Origin of the sequence: Pseudomonas sp. GL-B-12 (assembly GCF_019955895.1) — a bacterium.
Classification (GTDB): Bacteria; Pseudomonadota; Gammaproteobacteria; order Pseudomonadales; family Pseudomonadaceae; genus Aquipseudomonas.
In genome coordinates this window covers 23,684-45,062 of the sequence record NZ_JAHBCX010000016.1, presented here as the reverse complement: position 1 = coordinate 45,062, position 21,379 = coordinate 23,684, and the positions used below count along the sequence as shown (strand labels likewise).

The window sequence follows — 21,379 nt, the reverse complement described above, 5'->3', positions numbered from 1 at the left end:
AGGAGTTGCCCTGATGAGCAGCCTGTCCGTCTATCACGTCTCCAGCCCTGAAATCCCCAACAAGGTGCTGACCCATTTCGAAGACATTGCCTCGACCCTGGCCGAGCAGGGCGTGCGTTTCGACCGCTGGCAAGCGGCGGCGAAGATCCAGCCGGGCGCCAGTCAGGAAGAAGTGATTGCCGCCTACCAGGAGCAAATCGACCAGCTGATGACCGAGCGCGGTTACATCACTGTCGACGTGATCAGCCTCAACAGCGATCACCCGCAAAAAGCCGAACTGCGTGCCAAGTTCCTCGACGAACATCGCCACGGCGAAGATGAAGTACGATTTTTCGTCGCCGGCCGTGGCCTGTTTACCCTGCACATCGACGATTACGTCTACGCGGTGCTGTGCGAGAAAAACGACCTGATCTCGGTGCCGGCCGGCACCAAGCACTGGTTCGACATGGGCGAACATCCGCATTTCGTTGCGATCCGTCTGTTCAACAACCCGGAAGGCTGGGTGGCTAATTTCACCGGCGAAGACATCGCCAGCCAATTCCCGCGCCTGGAGGACTGAGTCGATGCCGATCAAAGCGATTCTCACCGACATCGAAGGCACCACCAGCGCGGTGAGTTTTGTGTTCGACGTGCTGTTCCCCTATGCCGCCAAACACTTGCCGGCGTTTGTCCGTCAGCAAGCCGAACGCGCCGATGTGGCGGAGCAACTGGCTGCCGTGCGTCGCGACAGCAACGAACCGGACGCCGACGTCGAGCGGGTCATCGAGATCCTGTTGGGCTGGATCGCTGAGGACCGCAAGGCCACGCCGTTGAAAGCGTTGCAGGGCATGGTCTGGGAGCAGGGCTATCAGGCCGGGCAGTTGAAGGGGCACGTGTACCCGGACGCCGTTGAAGCGCTCAAGCGCTGGCATCAGGACGGCTTTCAACTGTTTGTTTACTCATCCGGCTCGATCCAGGCCCAGCGGTTGATCTTCGGCTGCTCGGAGGCGGGGGATCTGACGCCACTGTTCACAGGGTATTTCGATACCACTTCGGGCCCCAAGCGCGAGGCGCAGTCCTACGCCAACATCACCCAGGCGATCAACATTGAGGCGGGGCAGATTCTGTTCCTGTCGGACATCGTCGAAGAACTCGACGCGGCGCGCACGGCGGGGATGACCACCTGCGGGCTGGCCCGCGAAGGTGGGGAACTGGCTGGGCATGTCACCGTGGACAGCTTTGCGCGGATCGATCTCTCTACTTTCTAAACGCCATACAACCTGTGGGAGCGGCGGTGCGGCGATCCGACTTGCTCGCGAAAGCGGTGTGTCGTTCAACGTTGATGTTGACTGACACTCCCTCTTCGCGAGCAAGTCGGATCGCCGCACCGCCGCTCTCACATGCTCTACAGCGAATGATAGGTCGGCAGGGCAAACCGTTGCTGGCTCTGCAGCATGGAAATCTGCGGCAGTTCACTGGCTTGTTCGGCGAGGTCGCGGCGAATCGCGCTGATGACCCACGTCAGTTGGTCGCCATTGTGCAATTGCTGGTAGGAAATCGAGCGCTTGAACACTTTGCCTTCGCCGCCGCTCAGGGTCAGCAGGATCCCACCGTCAGGACGGGCCTGGGTGGTGACTTCGAAGTTGGAGAACAGGGACGAAAATTTTTCCTGAATCAGGTTCATGTCTTTCAGCTCCGTTGGCTCTTGAATGGCAAGCATACGGAGAGGGTTGCAGTGATTGTGCCAGCCTTGGTTGTTTGTAAATAACCTTATAAAACAACTAGTTAGTATCTGTGGTGATTTTTGCTTTCGTGCATTCTGCATGAACGGCCATCGTGCATCCTGCATTTTGCGCGGTCGCTCGGCGCTTCGATGGAACCATTGCGTGTGCGGGGGTTCACGATTGGCCCTGTATCAAGCGCGGATCAAGATCGCGGATCAAGATCGTAGATACAAAACATTTCAAAAACCGCGTGTACAGCTCAAGAACCGTTGACGTATTTTCGGGCTCATTCACCGCAGCCCGACAATAAAAAGATCGAACGGGAGCATCATGAGTCGCACGTCGAACGACACGATTACCTGGAGCATGATGCTCCGTAAGCTGCCTTCCATCGTCAAGGCCATCCCCCGGGTGGTGAAGGGCATGAAGGCCGCCAACGTCAAGGACCCGACCCAAGCGTGTGGTTTGGGCTGGAGTTTCGAGCAAGCCACGTTGCGCAACCCGGATGGTCCGGCGCTGTTGCAAGGCGATGTAACGCTCAGTTACTCCGAGGTCAACCAATGGGCCAATCGCATCGCCCATCACCTGACCGGCCAGGGCATCGGCAAGGGTGATGTGGTGGCGGTCTTCATCGAGAACCGCCCGGAACTGCTGGTGACGATTCTGGGGGTGGCCAAGGTCGGCGCGATCAGTGCGCTGCTCAATACCTCGCAGACCCGCGATACCCTGGTGCACAGTGTGAATCTGGTGGCGCCGGTGGCGATCATTGTCGGTGAGGAGTTGGTCCCGGCGTACCTGGCGGTGCGTGATCGGGTGTCGATCAAGGCTGACCGAACCTGGTTTGTCGCCGATCAGGACACCTCTCGCCAACCGGGTATCGCGCCTGAAGGTTTCATCAACCTGATGACCGTCAGTCTCGACGACGTCAGCGACAACCCGGTCAGCAGCCGGCAGATTTTCTTCGACGATCCCTGCTTTTATATCTACACCTCGGGCACCACGGGGCTGCCCAAGGCGGGCGTGTTCAAGCACGGACGCTGGATGCGCAGCTCGGCGAGCTTCGGCATGATCGCCCTGGACATGCGCCCCGACGATGTCGTCTATTGCACCTTGCCGCTGTACCACGCCACGGGCCTTTGCGTGTGCTGGGGGTCGGCCGTCAGTGGTGCCAGCGGGTTCGCCATCCGCCGCAAATTCAGCGCCAGTCAGTTTTGGAACGACGCGCGCAAGTACCGGGCGACCACCATCGGTTATGTCGGCGAATTGTGCCGCTACCTGGTCGATCAACCGTCCAGCGCCGACGACAGCCGGCACGATGTGAAGAAAATGATCGGCAACGGCTTGCGTCCCGGTGCCTGGAGCGAGTTCAAGACCCGTTTTGCGGTCAATCACATCTGCGAGCTGTACGCCGCCAGCGACGGCAACATCGGTTTCACCAACATTCTCAATTTCGACAACACCATCGGTTTTTCCCTGATGTCCTGGGAGCTGGTCGCGTACGACCATGACAGCGGTGCGCCGATTCGTCAGGCCAACGGCCTGATGCGCAAGGTCGCCAAGGGCGAGCAGGGCTTGTTGCTGGCAAAAATCGACGACAAGGCACCCCTGGACGGCTACACCGATCCGCAGAAAACCGCCAAGGTCGTGCTCGAGGATGTGTTCGAAAAGGGTGACCGCTACTTCAACACTGGCGACCTGTTGCGCAACATCGGCTTTGGGCATGCGCAGTTTGTCGACCGCCTGGGCGACACCTACCGCTGGAAGGGCGAGAACGTCTCGACCACGGAGGTCGAAAACATCCTCCTGCAACACCCGCTTATTTCCGAAGCCGTAGCCTATGGCGTGGAAATCCGCAACACCAATGGCCGGGCCGGGATGGCGGCGATTACCCCGGCCGAATCTCTGGCAACCCTGGACTTCAGTGAACTGCTGGCGTTCGCCCGCGAGCACATGCCGGCCTATGCGGTGCCACTGTTCCTGCGGGTGAAAGTGAAAATGGAAACCACCGGGACGTTCAAATATCAGAAGACCCGACTCAAGGACGAGGCCTTCGACCCGGGTAAAACCGGAGATGACCCGATCTATGCCTGGCTGCCGGGAACGCAGACTTACGTACAGGTCACGGAGCAGTTGTTGTCCGACATTCACGGCGGCAAGTACCGCTATTGAATCTGGCTATGGCGGCCCATGAGAAAAAACAAGTGACAGTGCCGGGGGCGCTCGGGAAACTGTCGGCTTTTACGAATGACAGAAAAGGGAGTGCCCAATGTCAGACAAAAGCCGCCAGATGACCCCCGAAGAAGCCGCCGAATTCACCGAACAGGTATTCAACAAGGCACGGGAGGGCGATGCGGCGATGATGGCCGCGCTGCTGACCAAGGGTTTGCCGCCGAACCTGCGTAACCACAAGGGCGATACCTTGCTGATGCTGGCCGCGTATCACGGTCATGTGGACACGGTAAAAGTTCTGCTCGAGCACAAGGCCGATCCGGAGATCCGCAACGACAACGGCCAGAGCCCGATTGCAGGCGCCGCCTTCAAGGGCGACCTGGCGGTGATCAAGGCCTTGGTCGACGGCGGCGCCCAGGTTGAAGGCTCGTCCTTCGATGGCCGCACGGCGCTGATGATGGCGGCGATGTTCAACCGCGTCGAAGTGGTCGATTACCTGATCAGCAAGGGCGCCGACCCGAAAGCCAAGGACGCCAATGGCATCACTGCGCTGGAGGCGGCTAAAACCATGGGTGCTTCCGATACCGTTGCGCAGCTTGAGAAGCTGATTGGCTGATATCGACTAATTTGAGGCTGGTAATCCCCATTGTGGCGAGGGAGCTTGTCGGACCGCCGCACCGTCCCGCTCGACTGCGCAGCAGTCGCAAAACCATTCGGCGCGGTAAGTCTGACGAATCGCATTGTCTGATTTTGGGGCCGCTTCGCGACCCAGCGGGAGCAAGCTCCCTCGCCACAAGTTAGTGCCTGCTTCAAGTTATCGGTCATGGAAATGCGCTATCCTTCGCGCCCTCAAAATTCACCTCGCTACAGGATCCTCCCCATGAAAGCCGCACTCGTCGAACTCATCAGCAAAATCAGCTCCGGGTGCATGGGCGAAGACGAAATCCTCAAGGTCGCGGACGAAGCGGCCCAGGCCTACGCCGATCCCGAGGCTTTTCTGACCGCCAATCCGGACATCAACTACGACGAAACCTTCCCGATCCCGCTGGGTGAGTGGGTGGTGGTCGGCAGCCTGCCGGAAACGGTGCTGTTCCAGGCTGACACCTACATGGACCTGTTCGCCCAGATCGTCGCCTCGTTCGGCCCGGGGGTGGAGTTCAATCTCAAGCCCAAGCAACTGGCCAAGACCGAAGCCCTGACCGCGCTCAACCGCATCCAGGTGCAGATGAGCAGCATGAACAAGGAAAACGGTGGCTACACGCTGATGAACTTCAGCCAGTTGCTCGATGACGAGCTGCAGGTGGTCCTGGTCTACGGCAATGACCTGCCTCGGGTGCTGGAATTGTGCGCAGAAGTCGGCATCGCAGCCGCGCCATCCCTGGAAGCGCTGAAAGTGGCGATCCACGTCTGATCCAAACACTGTCAATAAAAAGGAATCCTCGCGACGACCGTCTATCCTGAGGGGGGCATATCACTCTTTGGGAGCGTCACCATGGGTTCCACGTTCAACAGCCTGGTTGCCTTGATCATTTTTGTCCTGGACATCTGGGCCATCATCAACGTGTTCAAAAGTAGCGCCGAGACCGGGATGAAAATCCTCTGGGTATTGTTGATCGCGCTGTTGCCGGTGCTGGGACTGATCATCTGGGCCATCGCCGGGCCGCGGGGCAACGTCAAATTCTGACGGATTTCCCACAAACTACACCGACCCTGTGGGAGCGGGCTTGCTCGCGAAGAACGATTACGCGGTTCGCCGACAGACCGAGTTGCCTGCTTCGCGAGCAAGCCCGCTCCCACAGGATTGTGGAATGCTGATCAAGTGAGGTTCGACCTGTCATGTTCCGCGACGTAGAATGCGCGCCTTTCCCGGGCAATCGAGACGCTCGATTGGCCATCATGGGCGGGTAACCGTCCGTTGCCACCCGCATTCATCGGAGCACTTCCCATGAGCAACACCCCGACCAGCGACTACCTGGAAACCCTCTACGAAGGCTACGGCCAGCGTTTTCGCATGGAAAAACTGCTGCACGAAGTGCGCACCGAGCACCAGCACCTGGTGATCTTCGAAAACCCGCGCATGGGCCGGGTGATGGCGCTGGACGGCGTGATCCAGACCACCGAAGCCGACGAATTCATCTATCACGAAATGCTCACCCACGTGCCGATCCTGGCGCACGGTGCTGCCAAACGCGTGCTGATCATCGGCGGCGGCGACGGCGGCATGTTGCGTGAAGTGGCCAAGCACCGCAGTGTCGAGCACATCACCATGGTCGAGATCGACGGTACCGTGGTCGACATGTGCAAGGAATTCCTGCCGAACCACTCCAAAGGTGCATTCGAAGATCCACGCCTGAACCTGGTGATCGACGACGGCATGCGTTTCGTCGCCACCACCACTGAAAAATTCGACGTGATCATTTCCGACTCCACCGACCCGATCGGGCCGGGCGAAGTGCTGTTCTCGGAAAACTTCTACCAGGCCTGCCACCGCTGCCTGAACGAAGGCGGCATCCTGGTGACCCAGAACGGCACGCCGTTCATGCAGATCGAAGAAGTGAAGACCACCGCCGGTCGCCTGCGCAGCCTGTTTCCGGACTGGCACTTCTACCAGGCCGCCGTGCCGACCTACATCGGCGGTTCGATGACCTTCGCCTGGGGCGCCAGCAATACCGCTTATCGCAAGTTGTCCCGCGAAACCCTGCAACAGCGCTTCACGGGCAGCGGCATCGTCACCCGTTACTACAATCCTGAAATCCACATCGGCGCCTTCGCCTTGCCACAATACGTGTTGCAGGCGGTGAACAAGCCAAGCAACGACTAAAACCCTGTAGGAGCGAGCCTGCTCGCTCCTACATGGATTGCGCTCGACGCAGTGGCAGTGGGTGTTGTGAGTCTTTGATTACATGCACCGACCTATGTAATTCGGCGGAACAATTAGCCAGCTAACAAGGTCGAGATAGAGGTAAGCCCATCCATGGGTTTTATCGAGGAGGCACCAATGCAAAAGTGGAAAGTCACTTTCGTGGATGATCATGGCGAAACCATCAACGAAGTCTTTGAGTGCCCCGAGCGCCCGGACTACGAGCGTGCCGCCAAGCTCATCAAGGCCCGGCTTCTTCCTGTCGCTGCCGAACTGGATCTGAACGATCTGGAAGGGCGGACCACTGATGCGTGCGTCAAAGAGCTCAAGTCCCAGAACAGCATTCAAATCCTCGGCATTACTCCAATCTGAACGGCACCTGTCGCATTCACATCCAGGCCTTGGCAGAGGCTCTACCTTGAGGCTACTCTGCAAGCGAGATCAGCGAATGAATCGCTAAGGTCTGGTCTTGTCAGCTCCATGCTTGTTTCCCGCCGGCACATCGGTTGCCGTCGCTCGCGCTGTTCGGTTGCGGGTGAGGGAGTACGGAAAGTCTATCCATCGTTTTGAGGAGGACGTTTCATGAGCACAGCCTATCAAGAAGACATCAGCAGCAGCGTGTTGCGCCGCATGAAAGAAGGCGGTTTTGACTTTTCGCGGTTTCATCCCATCGAGTTCTACGCCATTTTCCCGGACGAGGAGCGGGCACGCAGGGCGGCAGGTCATTTCCACCGTGGTGAATCCCTGGATGCACAAGTCAGTGTGCGCGACGATGGCGCCTGGGCGCTGGAGTTGTGCAAGGTCATGTATGCCACCTACGACGACATCGGCGACTTCGAACAGGGTTTCGAAGCAGTGGTCGAGCCGTTGGGTGGCATCATCGAAGGCTGGGGTGTGAAACAGGAGGTACGAGGGCGACTCGCATAACCTTATGAACAGTGACAACCAGCAATGACGGCTGACCTTCGGGTTGGCCGTTTTCGTTTCAACACGTTGCAGAAAGGAAAAAAAGCCGCCTGGGCAGGCGGCTATAAGGGGGAGATCGGCAGGTTTTCCAGCGAATGCATGAATTATCCCCAGCGACTGCCGGGCAGTGAAATCAACTCTGACTATGCTGGTGATAGGCGACTACCACGCCTTGCAATGAAGCGGGGGCGATCAGGTTGGGGCATTTACCGCACAGGATTGGTGCGGTGCGTGCGTCTTGATTATCCAACCGATTGAAATCTAAGCGTTTATGCCGATGGCACGGGCCTTGCGAAGGTCTGGACGTCCGGGTGACAAGGAGTACGGCATGATCCGCACATATTTTGATGAGATGTACGATGCCGGCGGCCAGGTCCGCCCGCATTATCGGGAGTTTGCCCGTTGGCTGGCCGAAACGCCTGACGAGCTTTTGGCACAACGGCGACGCGAGGCCGATCTGCTGTTTCATCGCGCCGGGATTACTTTCACGCTCTACGGTGATGAGCAGGGGACAGAGCGCCTGATTCCCTTCGACACCATCCCCCGCAGTATCCCCGCCAGCGAATGGCGGATTGTCGAGCGCGGCTGCATCCAGCGGGTCAAGGCGTTGAACATGTTCCTCGCCGACCTTTACCACGAGCAGCGCATCATCAAGGCCGGCATCATTCCGGCCGAGCAGGTGCTGGCCAACGAGCAGTACCAGTTGGCGATGCAGGGCCTGGATCTGCACCGCGATATCTATTCGCACATCTCCGGCGTCGACTTGGTGCGCGACGGCGATGGCACCTACTACGTGCTCGAAGACAATCTGCGAACACCGAGCGGCGTCAGCTACATGCTCGAAGACCGCAAGATGATGATGCGTCTGTTCCCCGAGTTGTTCGCGGCGCAACGCATTGCCCCCATCGACCACTACCCGAACCTGTTGCTCGACACCCTGAAAAGCTCAAGCCCGATCGATAATCCGAGCGTGGTGGTGCTGACGCCGGGGCGCTTCAACAGTGCGTTCTTCGAACATGCGTTCCTGGCGCGGGAAATGGGTGTGGAGTTGGTGGAGGGCGCGGACCTGTTCGTACGTGACGACAAGGTCTACATGCGCACCACCGACGGGCCGAAAGCGGTCGACGTGATTTATCGTCGCCTTGACGATGCGTTCCTCGACCCGCTGGCGTTCAACCCGGAATCGATGCTCGGCGTGCCGGGGCTGTTGTCGTCCTACCGTTCCGGCAACGTGGTGCTGGCCAATGCCATCGGCACGGGGGTGGCGGACGACAAGTCGGTGTATCCGTTCGTTACCGACATGATCCGTTTCTATCTGGATGAAGAGCCGATCCTGAAGAACGTTCCTACGTGGCAATGCCGTAATCCGTCTGAGCTGTCCCACGTGCTGGCTAATCTTCCAGAACTGGTGGTCAAGGAAACCCAAGGCTCCGGCGGGTACGGAATGCTGGTGGGGCCGGCGGCGACGGCGGCGGAAATCGAAGCCTTCCGCGCGCGGATCATCGCCAAGCCCCATGCGTATATCGCGCAACCGACGCTGTCGCTGTCGACCTGTCCGACCTTTGTCGAAAACGGTATCGCACCGCGCCATATCGATCTGCGTCCGTTTGTATTGTCAGGCCGTGAAACCCGGGTCGTGCCCGGCGGCCTGACCCGCGTCGCCCTGCGCGAAGGCTCCCTGGTGGTCAATTCCTCTCAGGGCGGCGGAACCAAGGACACCTGGGTGGTCGAGGATTAAAGGAAGCCTGTCATGTTAAGTAGAACTGCCTCGGATTTGTATTGGATGTCGCGTTACCTGGAGCGGGCGGAAAACCTCGCGCGGATGCTCGACATCAGCTATTCGCTGTCGCTGATGCCGCAAGACGGTCGTGGCGACGGTTTGCACGAACTGGCCATGCCGCTGTTGATCACCGGCACCCTGGACGATTACCTGGAGCGCCATGGCGAACTGCATGCCGAGCGGCTGCTGCATTTCTTCGCCCTGGATGCGGCCAACCCGGCGAGCATCTACAGCTGCCTCGGTGCCGCACGGGCCAGCGCCCATGCGGTGCGTGGGCGCATCACCGCCGACATGTGGGAAAACATCAACGCCACCTGGCTGGAAATTCGCGGCATCGCCGAACAGGGCCTCAGTCGCTACGGCATGAGCCGTTTCTGCGAGTGGATCAAGGAGCGTTCCCACCTGTTCCGGGGCGCGTCCTACGGCACCATCATGCGTAACGATGCGTTTCGTTTCATTCGTCTGGGGACCTTTATCGAACGGGCGGACAACACCTTGCGCCTGCTCGATGCCCGCTACGAAATGGCCGGCGATCAGGCCGAAGCGGTCAGCGATGGCACCGCTCACGCGTATTACCAATGGAGCGCGTTGTTGCGGGCGTTGTCGTCGTTCGAGGCCTACACGGAAATCTACCGCGACGCCCCTGGTGCCCGGCATGTGGCGGAATTGCTGTTGCTGCGGGCCGATGTACCGCGATCCCTGCGTGCCTGCACCGAAGAAATCGACCTGATCCTCGCGCAATTACCGGGGGCCAATGGGCGTCCCGCACAACGCCTGGCGGCAGAAATGGACGCACGCCTGCGCTACACCGGCATCCAAGAAATTCTCGAAGAAGGCCTGCACGCCTGGCTCACCGAGTTCATCCCGCTGGTGCGCCAGTTGGGTAACGCGATTCACAGTTCTTATCTGGAGGCCGCATGAGACTTTCCATTAGCCACGAGACCACCTATCACTACGAAGACAAGGTGCGGGCGAGCATCCAGTATCTGCGCCTGACTCCCCACGACAGCGAACGCCAGCACGTACTTAGCTGGCAGCTCGACCTGCCGCGTCCGGTGCGGGCGCAACTTGATCCGTTCGGCAACATCCTGCATGTGCTGACCATGGACGAGCCCCATGAGGCGATCATCATCGGTGCCCGTGGCCAGGTCGATATCGACGAATGGCGTGAGGCCGAGCACGAGAGCCAGTCTGCATTGCCGTTTCTGCGCTTCACCCGTTTGACCGAAGCCGACGCCGCCCTGCGGGCGTTCGCCGAGAAGGAATGCAAGCAACGCCGCGATCGCACGGCGTTGATCGATCTGATGCATGGCCTCAACCAGCATATGACCTATACGCCGGGCTCCACGGAAGTGGACACCAGCGCCGCCCAGGCCTTTGCCGGACGCTCCGGCGTGTGTCAGGACCACACCCACGCGTTTCTCGCCTGCACCCGCAGCCTGGGCATTCCAGCGCGTTATGTGTCGGGCTATCTGTACAGCGAAAACAGCGAACACTTGGCCAGCCACGCCTGGGCCGAAGCCTGGCTGGATGACGCCTGGTACAGCTTCGACGTGACCAATGAACTGGCCCGGCCGGAGCGTCACCTGAAGCTGGCGGTGGGCCTGGACTACCTGGATGCCTGCCCGGTGCGCGGAATGCGCCGGGGCGGCGGGTGTGAGCAGATGCACGCCAAGGTGCTGGTTTCACCGACGCCGGCGCCGGTGATTTCAGTGCAACAGCAGTAATCGCGGTCCATTGATGCAAGAGGGAGTTCTGTGGCGAGGGAGCTTGCTCCCGCTCGGCTGCGCAGCAGTCGCAAACCTGGTGAATGCAGTTTACCTGACGGATTGCATCGCCTGAATTGAGGGCCGCTTCGCGCCCCAGCGGGAGCAAGCTCCCTCGCCACAGATACGTGTTATTTGGCGGAAACCTGTTTACGCCCAACCATATGCTTCAAATACCCCACCAGCATCCCCAGATCCCCATCCGGCAACACCTCGGCCGAGAACCCGGGCATCTTCGCCTGCGGCCACTGGCGCAAACTCTGTGGATCGCGGATGTAGCGCTTGAGGAAGTCCGCACCGAAATACTCGGTCGGGTTGTACGGAATATTCAGGTCCGGCCCGAACTGCGCGTCACCGGCGCCATTGAGTCGGTGGCAGGCCAGGCAGTTCTTCTGGAATATCGCAAATCCCTTGTTTACCGGATCATCCGCCTTCAACGCCGGATCGGGCAGCAGGGCGGGAAAGCGCTCGGCCACGGGCGCCAGGCGTTTGATGCTCGCCACCTGGAACGGCCATTGTTCGGGGCTGATGTTGCCGGCCTGCGGGTTGCTCCAGACCAGATAGAACGGCCCGGCGCCGGGCTTGCCTTCGGATAGCGGTGGCCAGGGTTTGGCCGGGTCTTCAATCGCCAGCCACGCCTGTGCCCCCTGGGTATTGAGCAACGGCGCCGCGGTCATTTCGGCGGCAAAGCCATCCAGGGCCACGGCTTGCAGATGGTCCTCAGGCTTGATGCCGGTCAGCAGTGCGGACAGCGGCACGGCGCGGTAACTCATGTCCCGTTTGTAGGAAACGTCGTTGCTGATGTTGATGGTTTGAACCTGGGGATGCTTGAGCAATTGCTCGGTCTGCCAGGTGCGACTGTTCGCGCCCAGCTCCAGGTTCAGCTGTGCGGCATACAGGGGCGAGCCGAACAGCATGGCCCCGAGCAGAATGAGCATTTTCAAGTGATCGCCGTCCATGTCGTGCAAGTGCCGCAAAGATTGGCACAGCCACGCTGGCCCGGGTAGCGGGCCAGTCACATTTTGAGAGTGGCAATTCAAAAACTGTGACGCCGTATTTTTTAGACGCGACTAGCCGATGACCTTGGTCAGGTTCGGCAATATCAACAACAGCGTGGTGGCGAAAAGGATGAGCCCGGCTTGACGTACTTTCGATTGTTTGAACATGGCTTGACCGCCTTTTTTGTTATTTCCTGATGCCTGCCCGCATAGCTCCATGATGGCAGCGCGTTGCACTTCCTGTAGTGACGAGTGCCTCGGCAAAACCCGACGACAACTTCGTACAAGTTCACCTTAGAGCCCGCGTTAAGCTTGGCTTAGATCCATTTCGTATGGTGTTCTTGCAATTCGCTTTAAGAATGGCATGAGGCCTATTGCCAGCTTCTTTGGCGCCCGTTGGCTAGACAGCTTGGTGTCCTGAACGGTAGCTGACTACCGTCCGTCTGAGCGTGAGCGTCAACGTCTGTGAGCGCTGCGGTCATTGAATCAAACGCGGCTCGGGCCAAGAGTGGGCACTCGGTATTTACCCACCTGCACTGCGGTTCGAGGATGTCATGACCCAAGCATTGATTTTCGACGCGTTACGCACGCCCCGTGGCAAAGGCAAGGCCGATGGCGCCTTGCACAGCGTCAAACCGGTGAACCTGGTTGCCGGTTTGCTCACCGCACTGCAACAGCGCACGGCGCTGGACACCAGCCAGGTCGATGATGTGGTGCTCGGCTGCGTGACACCGATTGGCGATCAAGGTTCCGACATCGCCAAGACCGCCGCTCAGGTGGCCGATTGGGATGTCAGCGTGGCGGGAGTACAGATCAACCGTTTCTGCGCTTCGGGGCTGGAGGCCGTGAACCTCGGCGCGATGAAAGTGCGTTCCGGCTTCGAAGACCTTGTGGTGGTCGGTGGTGTCGAGTCGATGTCCCGGGTGCCGATGGGCAGCGATGGCGGGGCCTGGGCGCTGGACCCAGCGACCAACCTGCACAGTCAATTCACGCCACAGGGCGTGGGTGCCGACCTGATCGCCACCCTTGAGGGCTTCAGCCGTCAAGACGTCGATGCCTACGCCCTGCATTCCCAGCAAAAGGCTGCGCGGGCGCGGGCCGACGGTTCGTTCAACAAGTCGCTGGTGCCGGTGCAGGACCAGAACGGCATCATCCTGCTCGATCACGATGAGTTCATCCGCGCCGATTCGACCTTGGAAGGCCTGGGCAAACTCAAGCCGAGTTTCGAGATGATGGGGCAGATGGGTTTCGATGCCACCGCGCTGCGGGTCTACAGCCATGTCGAGCGGATCAATCATGTGCACACCCCTGGCAACAGCTCCGGGATTGTCGATGGCGCGGCGCTGATGCTCATCGGCTCCGAAGCCAAGGGCCGGGCGCTGGGCCTGCAGCCACGTGCGCGGATTGTCGCCACGGCAGTCACCAGCACCGATCCGACCATCATGCTCACCGGCCCCGCGCCGGCGACCCGCAAGGCGTTGGCCAAGGCCGGGCTGCGGGTCGAAGACATCGACTTGTTTGAGGTCAACGAGGCGTTCGCTTCGGTGGTGTTGAAATTCATCAAGGACATGGCCGTCGATCCGGACAAGGTCAATGTCAACGGCGGCTCAATCGCCATGGGCCACCCGCTGGGCGCCACGGGCTGCGCCATTCTCGGCACGCTGCTCGATGAACTGGAAGCCCGACGCCTGCGTTATGGCCTCGCGACCCTGTGTGTCGGCGGCGGCATGGGCATTGCCACCATCATCGAACGCCTCTGAGCCCGGACTTCAAGGAACCCAGTTATGAACGAAGCCATTCGTTACGAAAAAGACCAGGACCAGATCGTCGTCCTGACCATCGACATGCCCGGCCAGAGCGCCAACACCATGAACGCGGTGTACCGCGAAGCCATGGCGGACTGCGTTGCGCGCCTGGTGGCCGACAAGGACAGCATCGCCGGTGTGATCATCACCTCGGCCAAGAAGACTTTCTTCGCAGGCGGCGACCTCAATGAACTGATCAAGGTCGGCAAACCCCAGGCCAAGGCCTTCTACGACATGGTGCTGAGCCTCAAGGGCCAGTTGCGCACCCTGGAAACCCTAGGCAAACCGGTGGTCGCCGCGATCAACGGCGCGGCACTCGGCGGCGGCTGGGAAATCTGCCTGGCCTGCCATCATCGCGTGGCGCTGGACAGCCCGTCGGTGCAACTCGGCCTGCCGGAAGTCACCCTCGGCCTGCTGCCGGGCGGCGGAGGCGTGGTACGTATGGTGCGCATGCTCGGCCTGGAAAAAGCCCTGCCTTATCTGCTTGAAGGCAAGAGGCTGCGACCGCAACAAGCGTTGCAGGCAGGATTGATCGACGCGCTGGCGACCGATCAAGAAGACCTGTTGGCCAAGGCGCGGGCGTGGATTCTCGCCAATCCGGTGGCGGTGCAGCGCTGGGACGTGAAGGGCTACCAGATTCCGGGCGGCACACCGTCAAACCCGAAAGTCGCGCAGATGCTGGCGATTGCACCGTCGATCCTGCGCAGCAAAACCCAGGGCACGATGCCCGCGCCGGAGAAAATCCTCTGCGCGGCGGTTGAGGGCGCGCAGGTGGATTTCGATACGGCGCACCTGATCGAAACGCGCTACTTCACCGAACTGACCACCGGCCAGGTCTCGAAAAACCTGATTGGCACGTTCTGGTTCCAGCTCAACGAAATCAATGCCGGCGGATCGCGGCCTCAAGGTTTTGCGCCTTATGTCACCCGCCAGGTCGGCGTGCTCGGCGCCGGGATGATGGGCGCCGGTATCGCGTTTGTCAGTGCGTCGGCGGGTATCGAGGTGGTGCTCAAGGACGTCAACCTCGCGGCGGCTGAGAAGGGCAAGGCGCATTCGGCGGCGCTGCTGGACAAGAAGGTCGCTCGCGGACAAATGAGCATCGAGCAACGCGACACCGTTCTATCACGCATTCAAACCAGCGAAAGCGATGCCGACCTGGCCGGATGCGACCTGATCATCGAGGCCGTGTTCGAGGATCGTGAATTGAAGGCCAAGGTCTCGTTGGCAGCGCAGAAGGTCGTCGGCGCGGACGCCGTGATCGCCTCCAATACCTCGACCCTGCCGATCAGCGGCCTGGCGTGCGCCGTGCCCGATCAGAGCAAGTTCATCGGCCTGCATTTTTTCAGCCCCGTGGAAAAAATGCCGCTGGTGGAAATCATCAAGGGCGCCAATACCAGCGACGAAACCCTGGCCCGCGGCTTCGATTACGTCCTGCAAATCAGGAAAACCCCGATTGTGGTCAATGACAGCCGCGGTTTCTTCACCTCACGGGTGTTCGGCACCTTCACCAACGAAGGCATTGCCATGCTGGGCGAGGGCGTGAGCGCGGCGATGATCGAGACAGAAGCGCGCAAGGCCGGCATGCCGGTAGGACCGCTGGCGATCTCTGACGAAGTTTCCCTCAGCCTGATGAACCATATCCGTCTGCAAACCGCCAAGGACCTGCAAGCAGAAGGCAAACCGCTGACAGAGCATCCGGCGTTTGCCGTGATTGACGTGCTGCTCAATGAGTTCAATCGTCCGGGCAAGGCTGGCGGTGGAGGTTTCTACGAGTATCCGGCGGGCGGCCAGAAACACCTGTGGCCTGAGTTGAAAACCCGCTTCGAGAAAAGCGACGGGCAGATCTCGCCGAAGGACGTGCGTGATCGCTTGCTGTTCGTGCAAGCCATCGAAACCGTGCGTTGCGTGGAGGAGGGCGTGTTGACCTCGACAGCGGATGCCAACGTTGGCTCGATCTTCGGCATCGGTTTCGCCGCCTGGACCGGTGGTGCGCTGCAGTTCATCAACCAGTACGGCGTGCAAGACTTTGTTGCCCGCGCCCAGTATCTGGCCAAGCAATATGGCGAGCGGTTCGCGCCTCCCGCCTTGCTGCTGGAGAAGGCAGCCAAAGGGGAGGCGTTCTAGGGGGGAGATGATGCATTTCGGGGCTTGCCTTGACGCGGTGTTTCAAGGCAGGCTCTGGGGTGTGCATTATTCCCATCACGTGTCAGGTATTTTTATGTCGTTACGCATCTGCATTCTGGAAACCGACCACCTGCGTCCGGAATTGGTTGACCAATATCAGGGCTACGGGCAGATGTTCAAACACCTGTTTTCGCAGCAGCCGATTGCCGCCGATTTCACGGTCTACAACGTGGTGCAGGGGGAATACCCAAGCGACGACCTGACATTCGACGCCTACCTGGTGACGGGCAGCAAGGCCGACTCCTTCGGCACCGACCCGTGGATCGAAACCCTCAAGAAGTATCTGCTGACCCGCTACGAGCGCGGCGACAAGTTGCTGGGCGTTTGCTTCGGTCATCAGTTGCTGGCGTTGCTGCTCGGTGGCAAGAGCGAGCGTGCGACCCAAGGCTGGGGCGTCGGCACCCACAACTACAAATTGGCCGCCAAGGCGCCCTGGATGAGCCCGGTGCGCGAAGAACTGACGCTGCTGATCAGTCACCAGGACCAGGTTACGTCGCTGCCGGAGAACGCCACGGTCATCGCATCCAGCGATTTCTGCCCATATGCCGCCTACCACATCAACGATCAGGTGCTGTGCTTCCAGGGGCATCCGGAATTCATCCACGACTACTCCCGCGCCCTGCTGGAAATTCGCCAGCAGGCACTGGGTGAGCAGGTCTACTCCAAAGGTATCGCGAGCCTGGAACAGGAGCACCACGGCACCACGGTTGCCGAGTGGATGATGCGGTTTGTGGCGCACAAGCCAGCAGCTGATTGAAATTAAAAGCATCGCGAGCAGGCTCGCTCCCACAGTGGATCTTCGGTGTTGCAGAGATCAATGTGGACGCGAGCCTGCTCGCGAAGGTCGTGAACGATAGCGCGTTGAACCAGGTACACAGCGGCGCCCTTGGGTTTTTCGCGAGCGAGTTCGCTCCTACAACCACCCCGACTTCTTGAAACTCGCCCACAACCCCAAACAACCCACCGTAATGAACCCCAGCACCCCGAAATACCCGTAGTGCCAGTTCAACTCCGGCATGTTCTGGAAATTCATCCCGTAGATCCCCGCCACCGCCGTCGGGAAGGCCAGGATCGCCGCCCAGGCCGCAAACTTGCGTTGCACCACGCTCTGGCGAGAGGCCTCCAATAGCACCCCGACTTCAATCGTCTGGCTGGCAATATCCGCCAGCGTCGTCAGGTCTTCCATCTGCCGCGTGACATGAATCTGCACATCGCGAAAGTACGGCCGCATGTTTTTGTCGATGAACGGGAAGCTCAGTCTCTGCAGTTCCTCTCCTATCTCGATCATCGGTGCCACATAACGACGCAAGCGCAAAACATCACGACGCAGGCCATGCAGCTTCTGGATGTCGTAGTCATTCAACGAGCCGCATAACACGTTGCGTTCCAGCTCATCGATTTCCGCGTGAATGGCTTCGCCCATCGGCTGGTAGTTTTCGATCACGAAATCGAGGATGGCATAGAGTACGAAATCTTCCCCGTGCTCAAGCAACAGCGGACGCGCCTCACAGCGTTGTCGGACATGGGCGTAGGACGCCGAGTGGCCGTTGCGCGCAGTAATGATGTAGCCATTGCCGGCAAAGATATGCGTCTCGATGAACTCGAGTTTGCCTTCATGGCGGATGGGCGAATACGTCACGATGAACAGCGCATCACCGAAGGTTTCCAGCTTCGGCCGACTGTGCTTTTCCAGGGCATCTTCAATGGCCAGTTCGTGCAGCTTGAACTGGCGTTGCAGATTGTAGAGTTCCTCGGCGTTCGGCTCTTCGAGGCCGATCCAGACAAAGTGCCCGGGTTTTGCAGCCCAGGCTGCGCCTTCGTCGAGGGTGATATTGGTGACTCTCTTACCGGCGCTATAAACCGCTGAAGCAACAACTCTACCCATGATGGTGATTCACTTCTTTTGGCAGCTTTTAATTGGCAACAAATGCAATGGCAGTGTTGATCAGCTTAGCCTCGCAGTGTTTGAGAGTCAGTTAAATCTGCCGAGTTCTGGGGAAAGACGCGCAGGCAAAAGAAAACCCGCACCAGGCGGGTTTTCTTTTTCAGATGGCTTGTAGTTGCCGGTCCATCGACTCGATGCATTCACGCATCTGCTCGCGGCACTGGGCGATCAGCAGGGGCATGTCGTCCAGGCTCAATCCGGCAGTGGGAATCGCCGGCAACGAACGAATCAGAATTTTCCCGCTGCGCCAGCGGTTCAATCGCATGTGTTTGACGTAACTGCTGACACACACCGGCACGATCGGCACCCCGGCGGCAATAGCCATCTGAAAGGCACCTTTCTTGAAGGGCAGCAAGTCCTCACCCAGGTTGCGCGTGCCTTCCGGGAAAACCCAGATCGAGGTGTCTTTGTTTTGCAGGGTATGGGTGGTGGTCAACATCGACTTGCGTGCCTTTTGCGCATTGCCACGGTCGATCAGCACATTGCCGGCCAGCCAGAACAACTGCCCGAACAGCGGCACCCATTTCAGGCTCTTTTTGCCGATGCACACGGTACGGCGGGGCACCACATTGCCAAACACAAACAGGTCGTAGTTGGACTGGTGATTGGCGATGATCACGCAGCTGTCAGGTTTATCCATCAACGGCCCGACTTCGGCCTTCACCCGCAAACGCAAAATACACATGGCCGGCCATGCGTACAGGCGTGCGCACAGACGGCTATTGTCCGGATTGAATGGCCGACACAGGCCGAGAATCACCCCCAGCACACCCGCCACGATAAAGTGCAGGCCCATCAATGACATACGGAACACAAACAGCATTTACAGGCCCCACCGGGACAAAAGGTGGCGCAGTGTACGGATGTACACTGTTTTCGGCAATTGCTGCCAGGGAGGTGGGAGATGGCCGATGTTTGAGCTGATGTTTCCGACTATTTGGTCAGATGCGGTCTAGAGCGATTACAGACGTTTAACACAGACATGTATGAAAAAGCCCGACACGACGGTCGGGCTTTTCTTTGCAGCAGTTCCGGGCTTAACCCAGATGTTCCTGGTCCTGGATGATTGCGTTGTCCAGGGCCTCCAGCAGCGCTTTGCGTACTTTCAGTTTGGTGTTCTTGTGCGCGGTCATGTTGATCTTCTTCAACTGACGAGCCGCCGCCAGTGCCGCGCCCTGCAGTTCTTCAGGCGAGACCACGACATCAAGGAAACCGGCAGCCACGGCGCCTTGTGGATTGAACATCTCGCCGTTGACCACCGAACGCTGCAGCGCCACTTTGTTCAGGCGGTCACGGGCAATCTCGATACCCGCGTGGTGCATGGTCATGCCGATCTGCACTTCGTTCAGGCCAATGCTGAACGGACCGTCTACACCGATGCGATAGTCGGCCGACAACAGCAGAAACGCACCCTTGGCCACCGCGTGCCCCGGGCATGCAACGATCACCGGGAAAGGGTGCGACAGCAGGCGGCGGGCCAGGGTCGAGCCGGAGGTCACCAGTGCCACGGCTTCTCTAGGGCCGGCCGTCATCACCTTCAGGTCATAACCGCCAGAGAGAATGCCCGGCTGGCCGGTAATGATCACCACCGCACGATCAGTCACGGCCTGATCCAGCGCAGCGTTGAACGCGGCAATCACATCCGGGGAGATGGCATTGACCTTGCCATTGCTCAAGGTCAGGGTCGCGATACCGTCTTCGAGATGGTAGGAAATCAACTCACTCATGACGCTATTCCTTTCAATAAAGTAGGGCAGACGTTACCCACCGCCGCAGGCCAGGTAAAGCGCCGTGACTGACCCGTCAGTCACCCTTTGCCTGCCCGCCAAGCGTAGCCCGCCGTGCCTGCCGCGCATTCCCCTCTATATAGAGGCGGGCACGAAGCCGGAGATTGGCCGGTTTGCCATGGCCCGGAGCGACCGCAAATGCTGAATCGCGTTAACCGCATGAAAATTCTGAAAAAAATGTTTGCCATCGGAAAAGCTTTCGACTACATTAGCGCGCCTCGACAGACAGAACATGTTTGAAGAGATACGGTGAAGTGTCCGAGTGGCTTAAGGAGCACGCCTGGAAAGTGTGTATACAGGAAACTGTATCGAGAGTTCGAATCTCTCCTTCACCGCCACATTTAAACGTTAGAGCCCCGATTATTCGGGGCTTTTTCGTTTCTGCGGTTCTGAAAAAAATTCAGCCCATACTTTGGACGGTTCAGTGCTTTGCGATCAAAGGCTGATTTTTCAACAGTTTCTAAGCGGTGTACATCACTCGACGCACTGTATTTCAGTGATGATCCCCGCATCGCGAAAGCCCAAGGCATAGCCCTCTGCACGACTGGCTGATTCCAACACCAGGTGCATGAGGCTGCCTTCGATGATCTTGAGAGTGGAGTATTAGGCGGATCACCGGTAGCGATCCGCGAGAATGCTTACTCTGGCATTGTCCAGGATTGTAGCTTGTAGCCCTCCTGGCTCAACTCGGCGCGCACCTCTTCCAGCAGGCTTTCCAGCTGCGCCGGGTCGGAGTAGGCACTGCTTGGAACCTGTTTGCGACAAATATGAGTGTTGGCCCGGTCCATGACGGTCAGGCTCAGTTCGCCATTACCGTCTTGCGGAGCCCAGGCGACGCATTGAAAAGGTTCGAATGCGTGGCCGGCAATCAAAAGTGCTTCGTTGATGCGCAACGGAGTGCTCATGGGTCGTCTCTCCTTGTACCCAAACAAATGATGTGCCATCGGGTGGGCTTACCGGTCGGCTGTTTATTAGTAGGGGGGCGGGTCACACGTAGTAATAATTTTGTTTAAACTTTATTTCATTCACAAAAATTAACCCGCGATTGTGAAAGTTGAATGGACGGTAGTAATTCATTAGGGAAACTCTGAAAAAGACTTCCAGATTTGGTGAAATTGTTGGCGCTGATTGAAAACTCACACACCCTGCCGATTGAAATTTGACCCAGGGCGGATTGCTGATTTCGCAGCAGCAATTTCGGATAAACTTAGCTGCATGCCGAACACATGAGTCGCGGAAGACCTGCTGCATGCCGTCATGCAGCAGGGCATTTCCACAACAACAGTCAAAATTGCTGGTCCTCCTCCGTACCAACCTCGTCCTTGAGCTTACGTTTGAGTGATTTGATCTTCGTCTGTGCAATCAAACTGCTGTGTTGCAGGCGGTTCGACTCGTTGCCCGTTTCCGATCAATCAT

At 58.9% G+C, this 21,379-nt stretch carries 21 protein-coding genes, 1 tRNA gene and 1 pseudogene; 16 read left to right on the top strand and 7 right to left on the bottom strand.

Annotation, left to right across the window (positions count from 1 at the left end; genetic code table 11):
* Window positions 1-13 precede the first annotated feature (13 nt).
* Window positions 14-559, top strand: a complete 546-nt coding sequence (locus KGA85_RS10395; RefSeq protein WP_223457880.1) for a 1,2-dihydroxy-3-keto-5-methylthiopentene dioxygenase — start codon at window positions 14-16, stop codon at window positions 557-559.
* A gap of 4 nt (window positions 560-563) precedes the next feature.
* Window positions 564-1,247: an acireductone synthase gene (gene mtnC, locus KGA85_RS10390; protein WP_223457878.1), complete on the top strand. Its 684-nt coding sequence runs from the start codon at window positions 564-566 to the stop codon at window positions 1,245-1,247.
* A 137-nt stretch (window positions 1,248-1,384) separates the two neighbouring features.
* Here the strand turns inward: mtnC and KGA85_RS10385 are convergent, their stop codons facing one another.
* A complete protein-coding gene (locus KGA85_RS10385; protein WP_046042946.1) occupies window positions 1,385-1,663 on the bottom strand; it encodes a DUF3509 domain-containing protein in 279 nt (92 codons plus the stop codon).
* Between the two features lie 370 nt (window positions 1,664-2,033).
* On the opposite strand from KGA85_RS10385, the gene KGA85_RS10380 reads away from it, so the two are divergent.
* The 10 genes from KGA85_RS10380 (at window position 2,034) to KGA85_RS10335 (ending at window position 11,205) form a co-directional block, all read left to right on the top strand.
* A complete protein-coding gene (locus KGA85_RS10380; protein WP_223459069.1) occupies window positions 2,034-3,872 on the top strand; it encodes a long-chain-acyl-CoA synthetase in 1,839 nt (612 codons plus the stop codon).
* Between the two features lie 97 nt (window positions 3,873-3,969).
* The gene (locus KGA85_RS10375) at window positions 3,970-4,488 is read left to right on the top strand and encodes an ankyrin repeat domain-containing protein (protein WP_223459068.1); all 519 of its coding nucleotides are present in this window, start codon (window positions 3,970-3,972) and stop codon (window positions 4,486-4,488) included.
* Window positions 4,489-4,752: 264 nt separating this feature from the next.
* Complete coding sequence (locus KGA85_RS10370) at window positions 4,753-5,283, top strand: hypothetical protein (RefSeq protein ID WP_008048428.1); 531 nt, start codon at window positions 4,753-4,755, stop codon at window positions 5,281-5,283.
* A gap of 81 nt (window positions 5,284-5,364) precedes the next feature.
* Window positions 5,365-5,556: a PLD nuclease N-terminal domain-containing protein gene (locus tag KGA85_RS10365; RefSeq protein WP_085716868.1), complete on the top strand. Its 192-nt coding sequence runs from the start codon at window positions 5,365-5,367 to the stop codon at window positions 5,554-5,556.
* Window positions 5,557-5,817: 261 nt separating this feature from the next.
* The gene (gene speE / locus KGA85_RS10360) at window positions 5,818-6,693 is read left to right on the top strand and encodes a polyamine aminopropyltransferase (protein ID WP_223459066.1); all 876 of its coding nucleotides are present in this window, start codon (window positions 5,818-5,820) and stop codon (window positions 6,691-6,693) included.
* A gap of 177 nt (window positions 6,694-6,870) precedes the next feature.
* Window positions 6,871-7,104, top strand: a complete 234-nt coding sequence (locus tag KGA85_RS10355) for a hypothetical protein (RefSeq protein WP_223459064.1) — start codon at window positions 6,871-6,873, stop codon at window positions 7,102-7,104.
* A 210-nt stretch (window positions 7,105-7,314) separates the two neighbouring features.
* On the top strand, window positions 7,315-7,659 hold the full coding sequence (locus KGA85_RS10350) for a ribonuclease E inhibitor RraB (RefSeq protein ID WP_007971898.1): 345 nt from the start codon (window positions 7,315-7,317) through the stop codon (window positions 7,657-7,659).
* A 367-nt stretch (window positions 7,660-8,026) separates the two neighbouring features.
* Window positions 8,027-9,436, top strand: a complete 1,410-nt coding sequence (locus tag KGA85_RS10345; RefSeq protein WP_007988088.1) for a circularly permuted type 2 ATP-grasp protein — start codon at window positions 8,027-8,029, stop codon at window positions 9,434-9,436.
* A 12-nt stretch (window positions 9,437-9,448) separates the two neighbouring features.
* A complete protein-coding gene (locus KGA85_RS10340; protein WP_223459062.1) occupies window positions 9,449-10,399 on the top strand; it encodes an alpha-E domain-containing protein in 951 nt (316 codons plus the stop codon).
* Window positions 10,396-11,205, top strand: a complete 810-nt coding sequence (locus tag KGA85_RS10335) for a transglutaminase domain-containing protein (RefSeq protein WP_150758897.1) — start codon at window positions 10,396-10,398, stop codon at window positions 11,203-11,205. Before KGA85_RS10340 ends, KGA85_RS10335 begins: the two co-directional genes overlap by 4 nt.
* Before the next feature lie 170 nt (window positions 11,206-11,375).
* On the opposite strand, the gene KGA85_RS10330 is transcribed toward KGA85_RS10335, so the two are convergent.
* Entirely contained in the window at window positions 11,376-12,203 is an 828-nt protein-coding gene (locus KGA85_RS10330) for a c-type cytochrome (protein WP_223459060.1), read from the bottom strand.
* 593 nt (window positions 12,204-12,796) lie between these two features.
* Between KGA85_RS10330 and KGA85_RS10325 the strand changes: the two genes are divergently transcribed.
* From KGA85_RS10325 to KGA85_RS10315, 3 genes are all read left to right on the top strand, one after another.
* The gene (locus tag KGA85_RS10325; protein WP_223459058.1) at window positions 12,797-14,002 is read left to right on the top strand and encodes an acetyl-CoA C-acetyltransferase; all 1,206 of its coding nucleotides are present in this window, start codon (window positions 12,797-12,799) and stop codon (window positions 14,000-14,002) included.
* A 24-nt stretch (window positions 14,003-14,026) separates the two neighbouring features.
* The gene (locus tag KGA85_RS10320; RefSeq protein WP_223532880.1) at window positions 14,027-16,171 is read left to right on the top strand and encodes a 3-hydroxyacyl-CoA dehydrogenase NAD-binding domain-containing protein; all 2,145 of its coding nucleotides are present in this window, start codon (window positions 14,027-14,029) and stop codon (window positions 16,169-16,171) included.
* A gap of 94 nt (window positions 16,172-16,265) precedes the next feature.
* Window positions 16,266-16,988, top strand: a complete 723-nt coding sequence (locus KGA85_RS10315) for an amidotransferase (RefSeq protein ID WP_223459054.1) — start codon at window positions 16,266-16,268, stop codon at window positions 16,986-16,988.
* 156 nt (window positions 16,989-17,144) lie between these two features.
* Here KGA85_RS10315 and KGA85_RS10310 read toward each other — a convergent pair whose 3' ends face one another.
* The 3 genes from KGA85_RS10310 to KGA85_RS10300 form a co-directional block, all read right to left on the bottom strand.
* Window positions 17,145-18,116, bottom strand: coding sequence for a magnesium and cobalt transport protein CorA (locus KGA85_RS10310; protein WP_223459052.1), 972 nt, complete (start codon window positions 18,114-18,116; stop codon window positions 17,145-17,147).
* Window positions 18,117-18,276: 160 nt separating this feature from the next.
* Window positions 18,277-18,999: a lysophospholipid acyltransferase family protein gene (locus KGA85_RS10305; RefSeq protein ID WP_223459050.1), complete on the bottom strand. Its 723-nt coding sequence runs from the start codon at window positions 18,997-18,999 to the stop codon at window positions 18,277-18,279.
* Between the two features lie 214 nt (window positions 19,000-19,213).
* Entirely contained in the window at window positions 19,214-19,903 is a 690-nt protein-coding gene (locus KGA85_RS10300) for a crotonase/enoyl-CoA hydratase family protein (protein WP_223459048.1), read from the bottom strand.
* A 308-nt stretch (window positions 19,904-20,211) separates the two neighbouring features.
* Here KGA85_RS10300 and KGA85_RS10295 point away from each other — a divergent pair.
* A tRNA-Ser gene (locus tag KGA85_RS10295) sits at window positions 20,212-20,301 on the top strand.
* Between the two features lie 300 nt (window positions 20,302-20,601).
* Here the strand turns inward: KGA85_RS10295 and KGA85_RS10290 are convergent.
* Window positions 20,602-20,868, bottom strand: coding sequence for a hypothetical protein (locus KGA85_RS10290; RefSeq protein WP_223459047.1), 267 nt, complete (start codon window positions 20,866-20,868; stop codon window positions 20,602-20,604).
* 380 nt (window positions 20,869-21,248) lie between these two features.
* Window positions 21,249-21,368, bottom strand: a pseudogene (locus KGA85_RS10285) (AAA family ATPase); the annotation flags it as partial.
* Window positions 21,369-21,379: the final 11 nt, after the last annotated feature.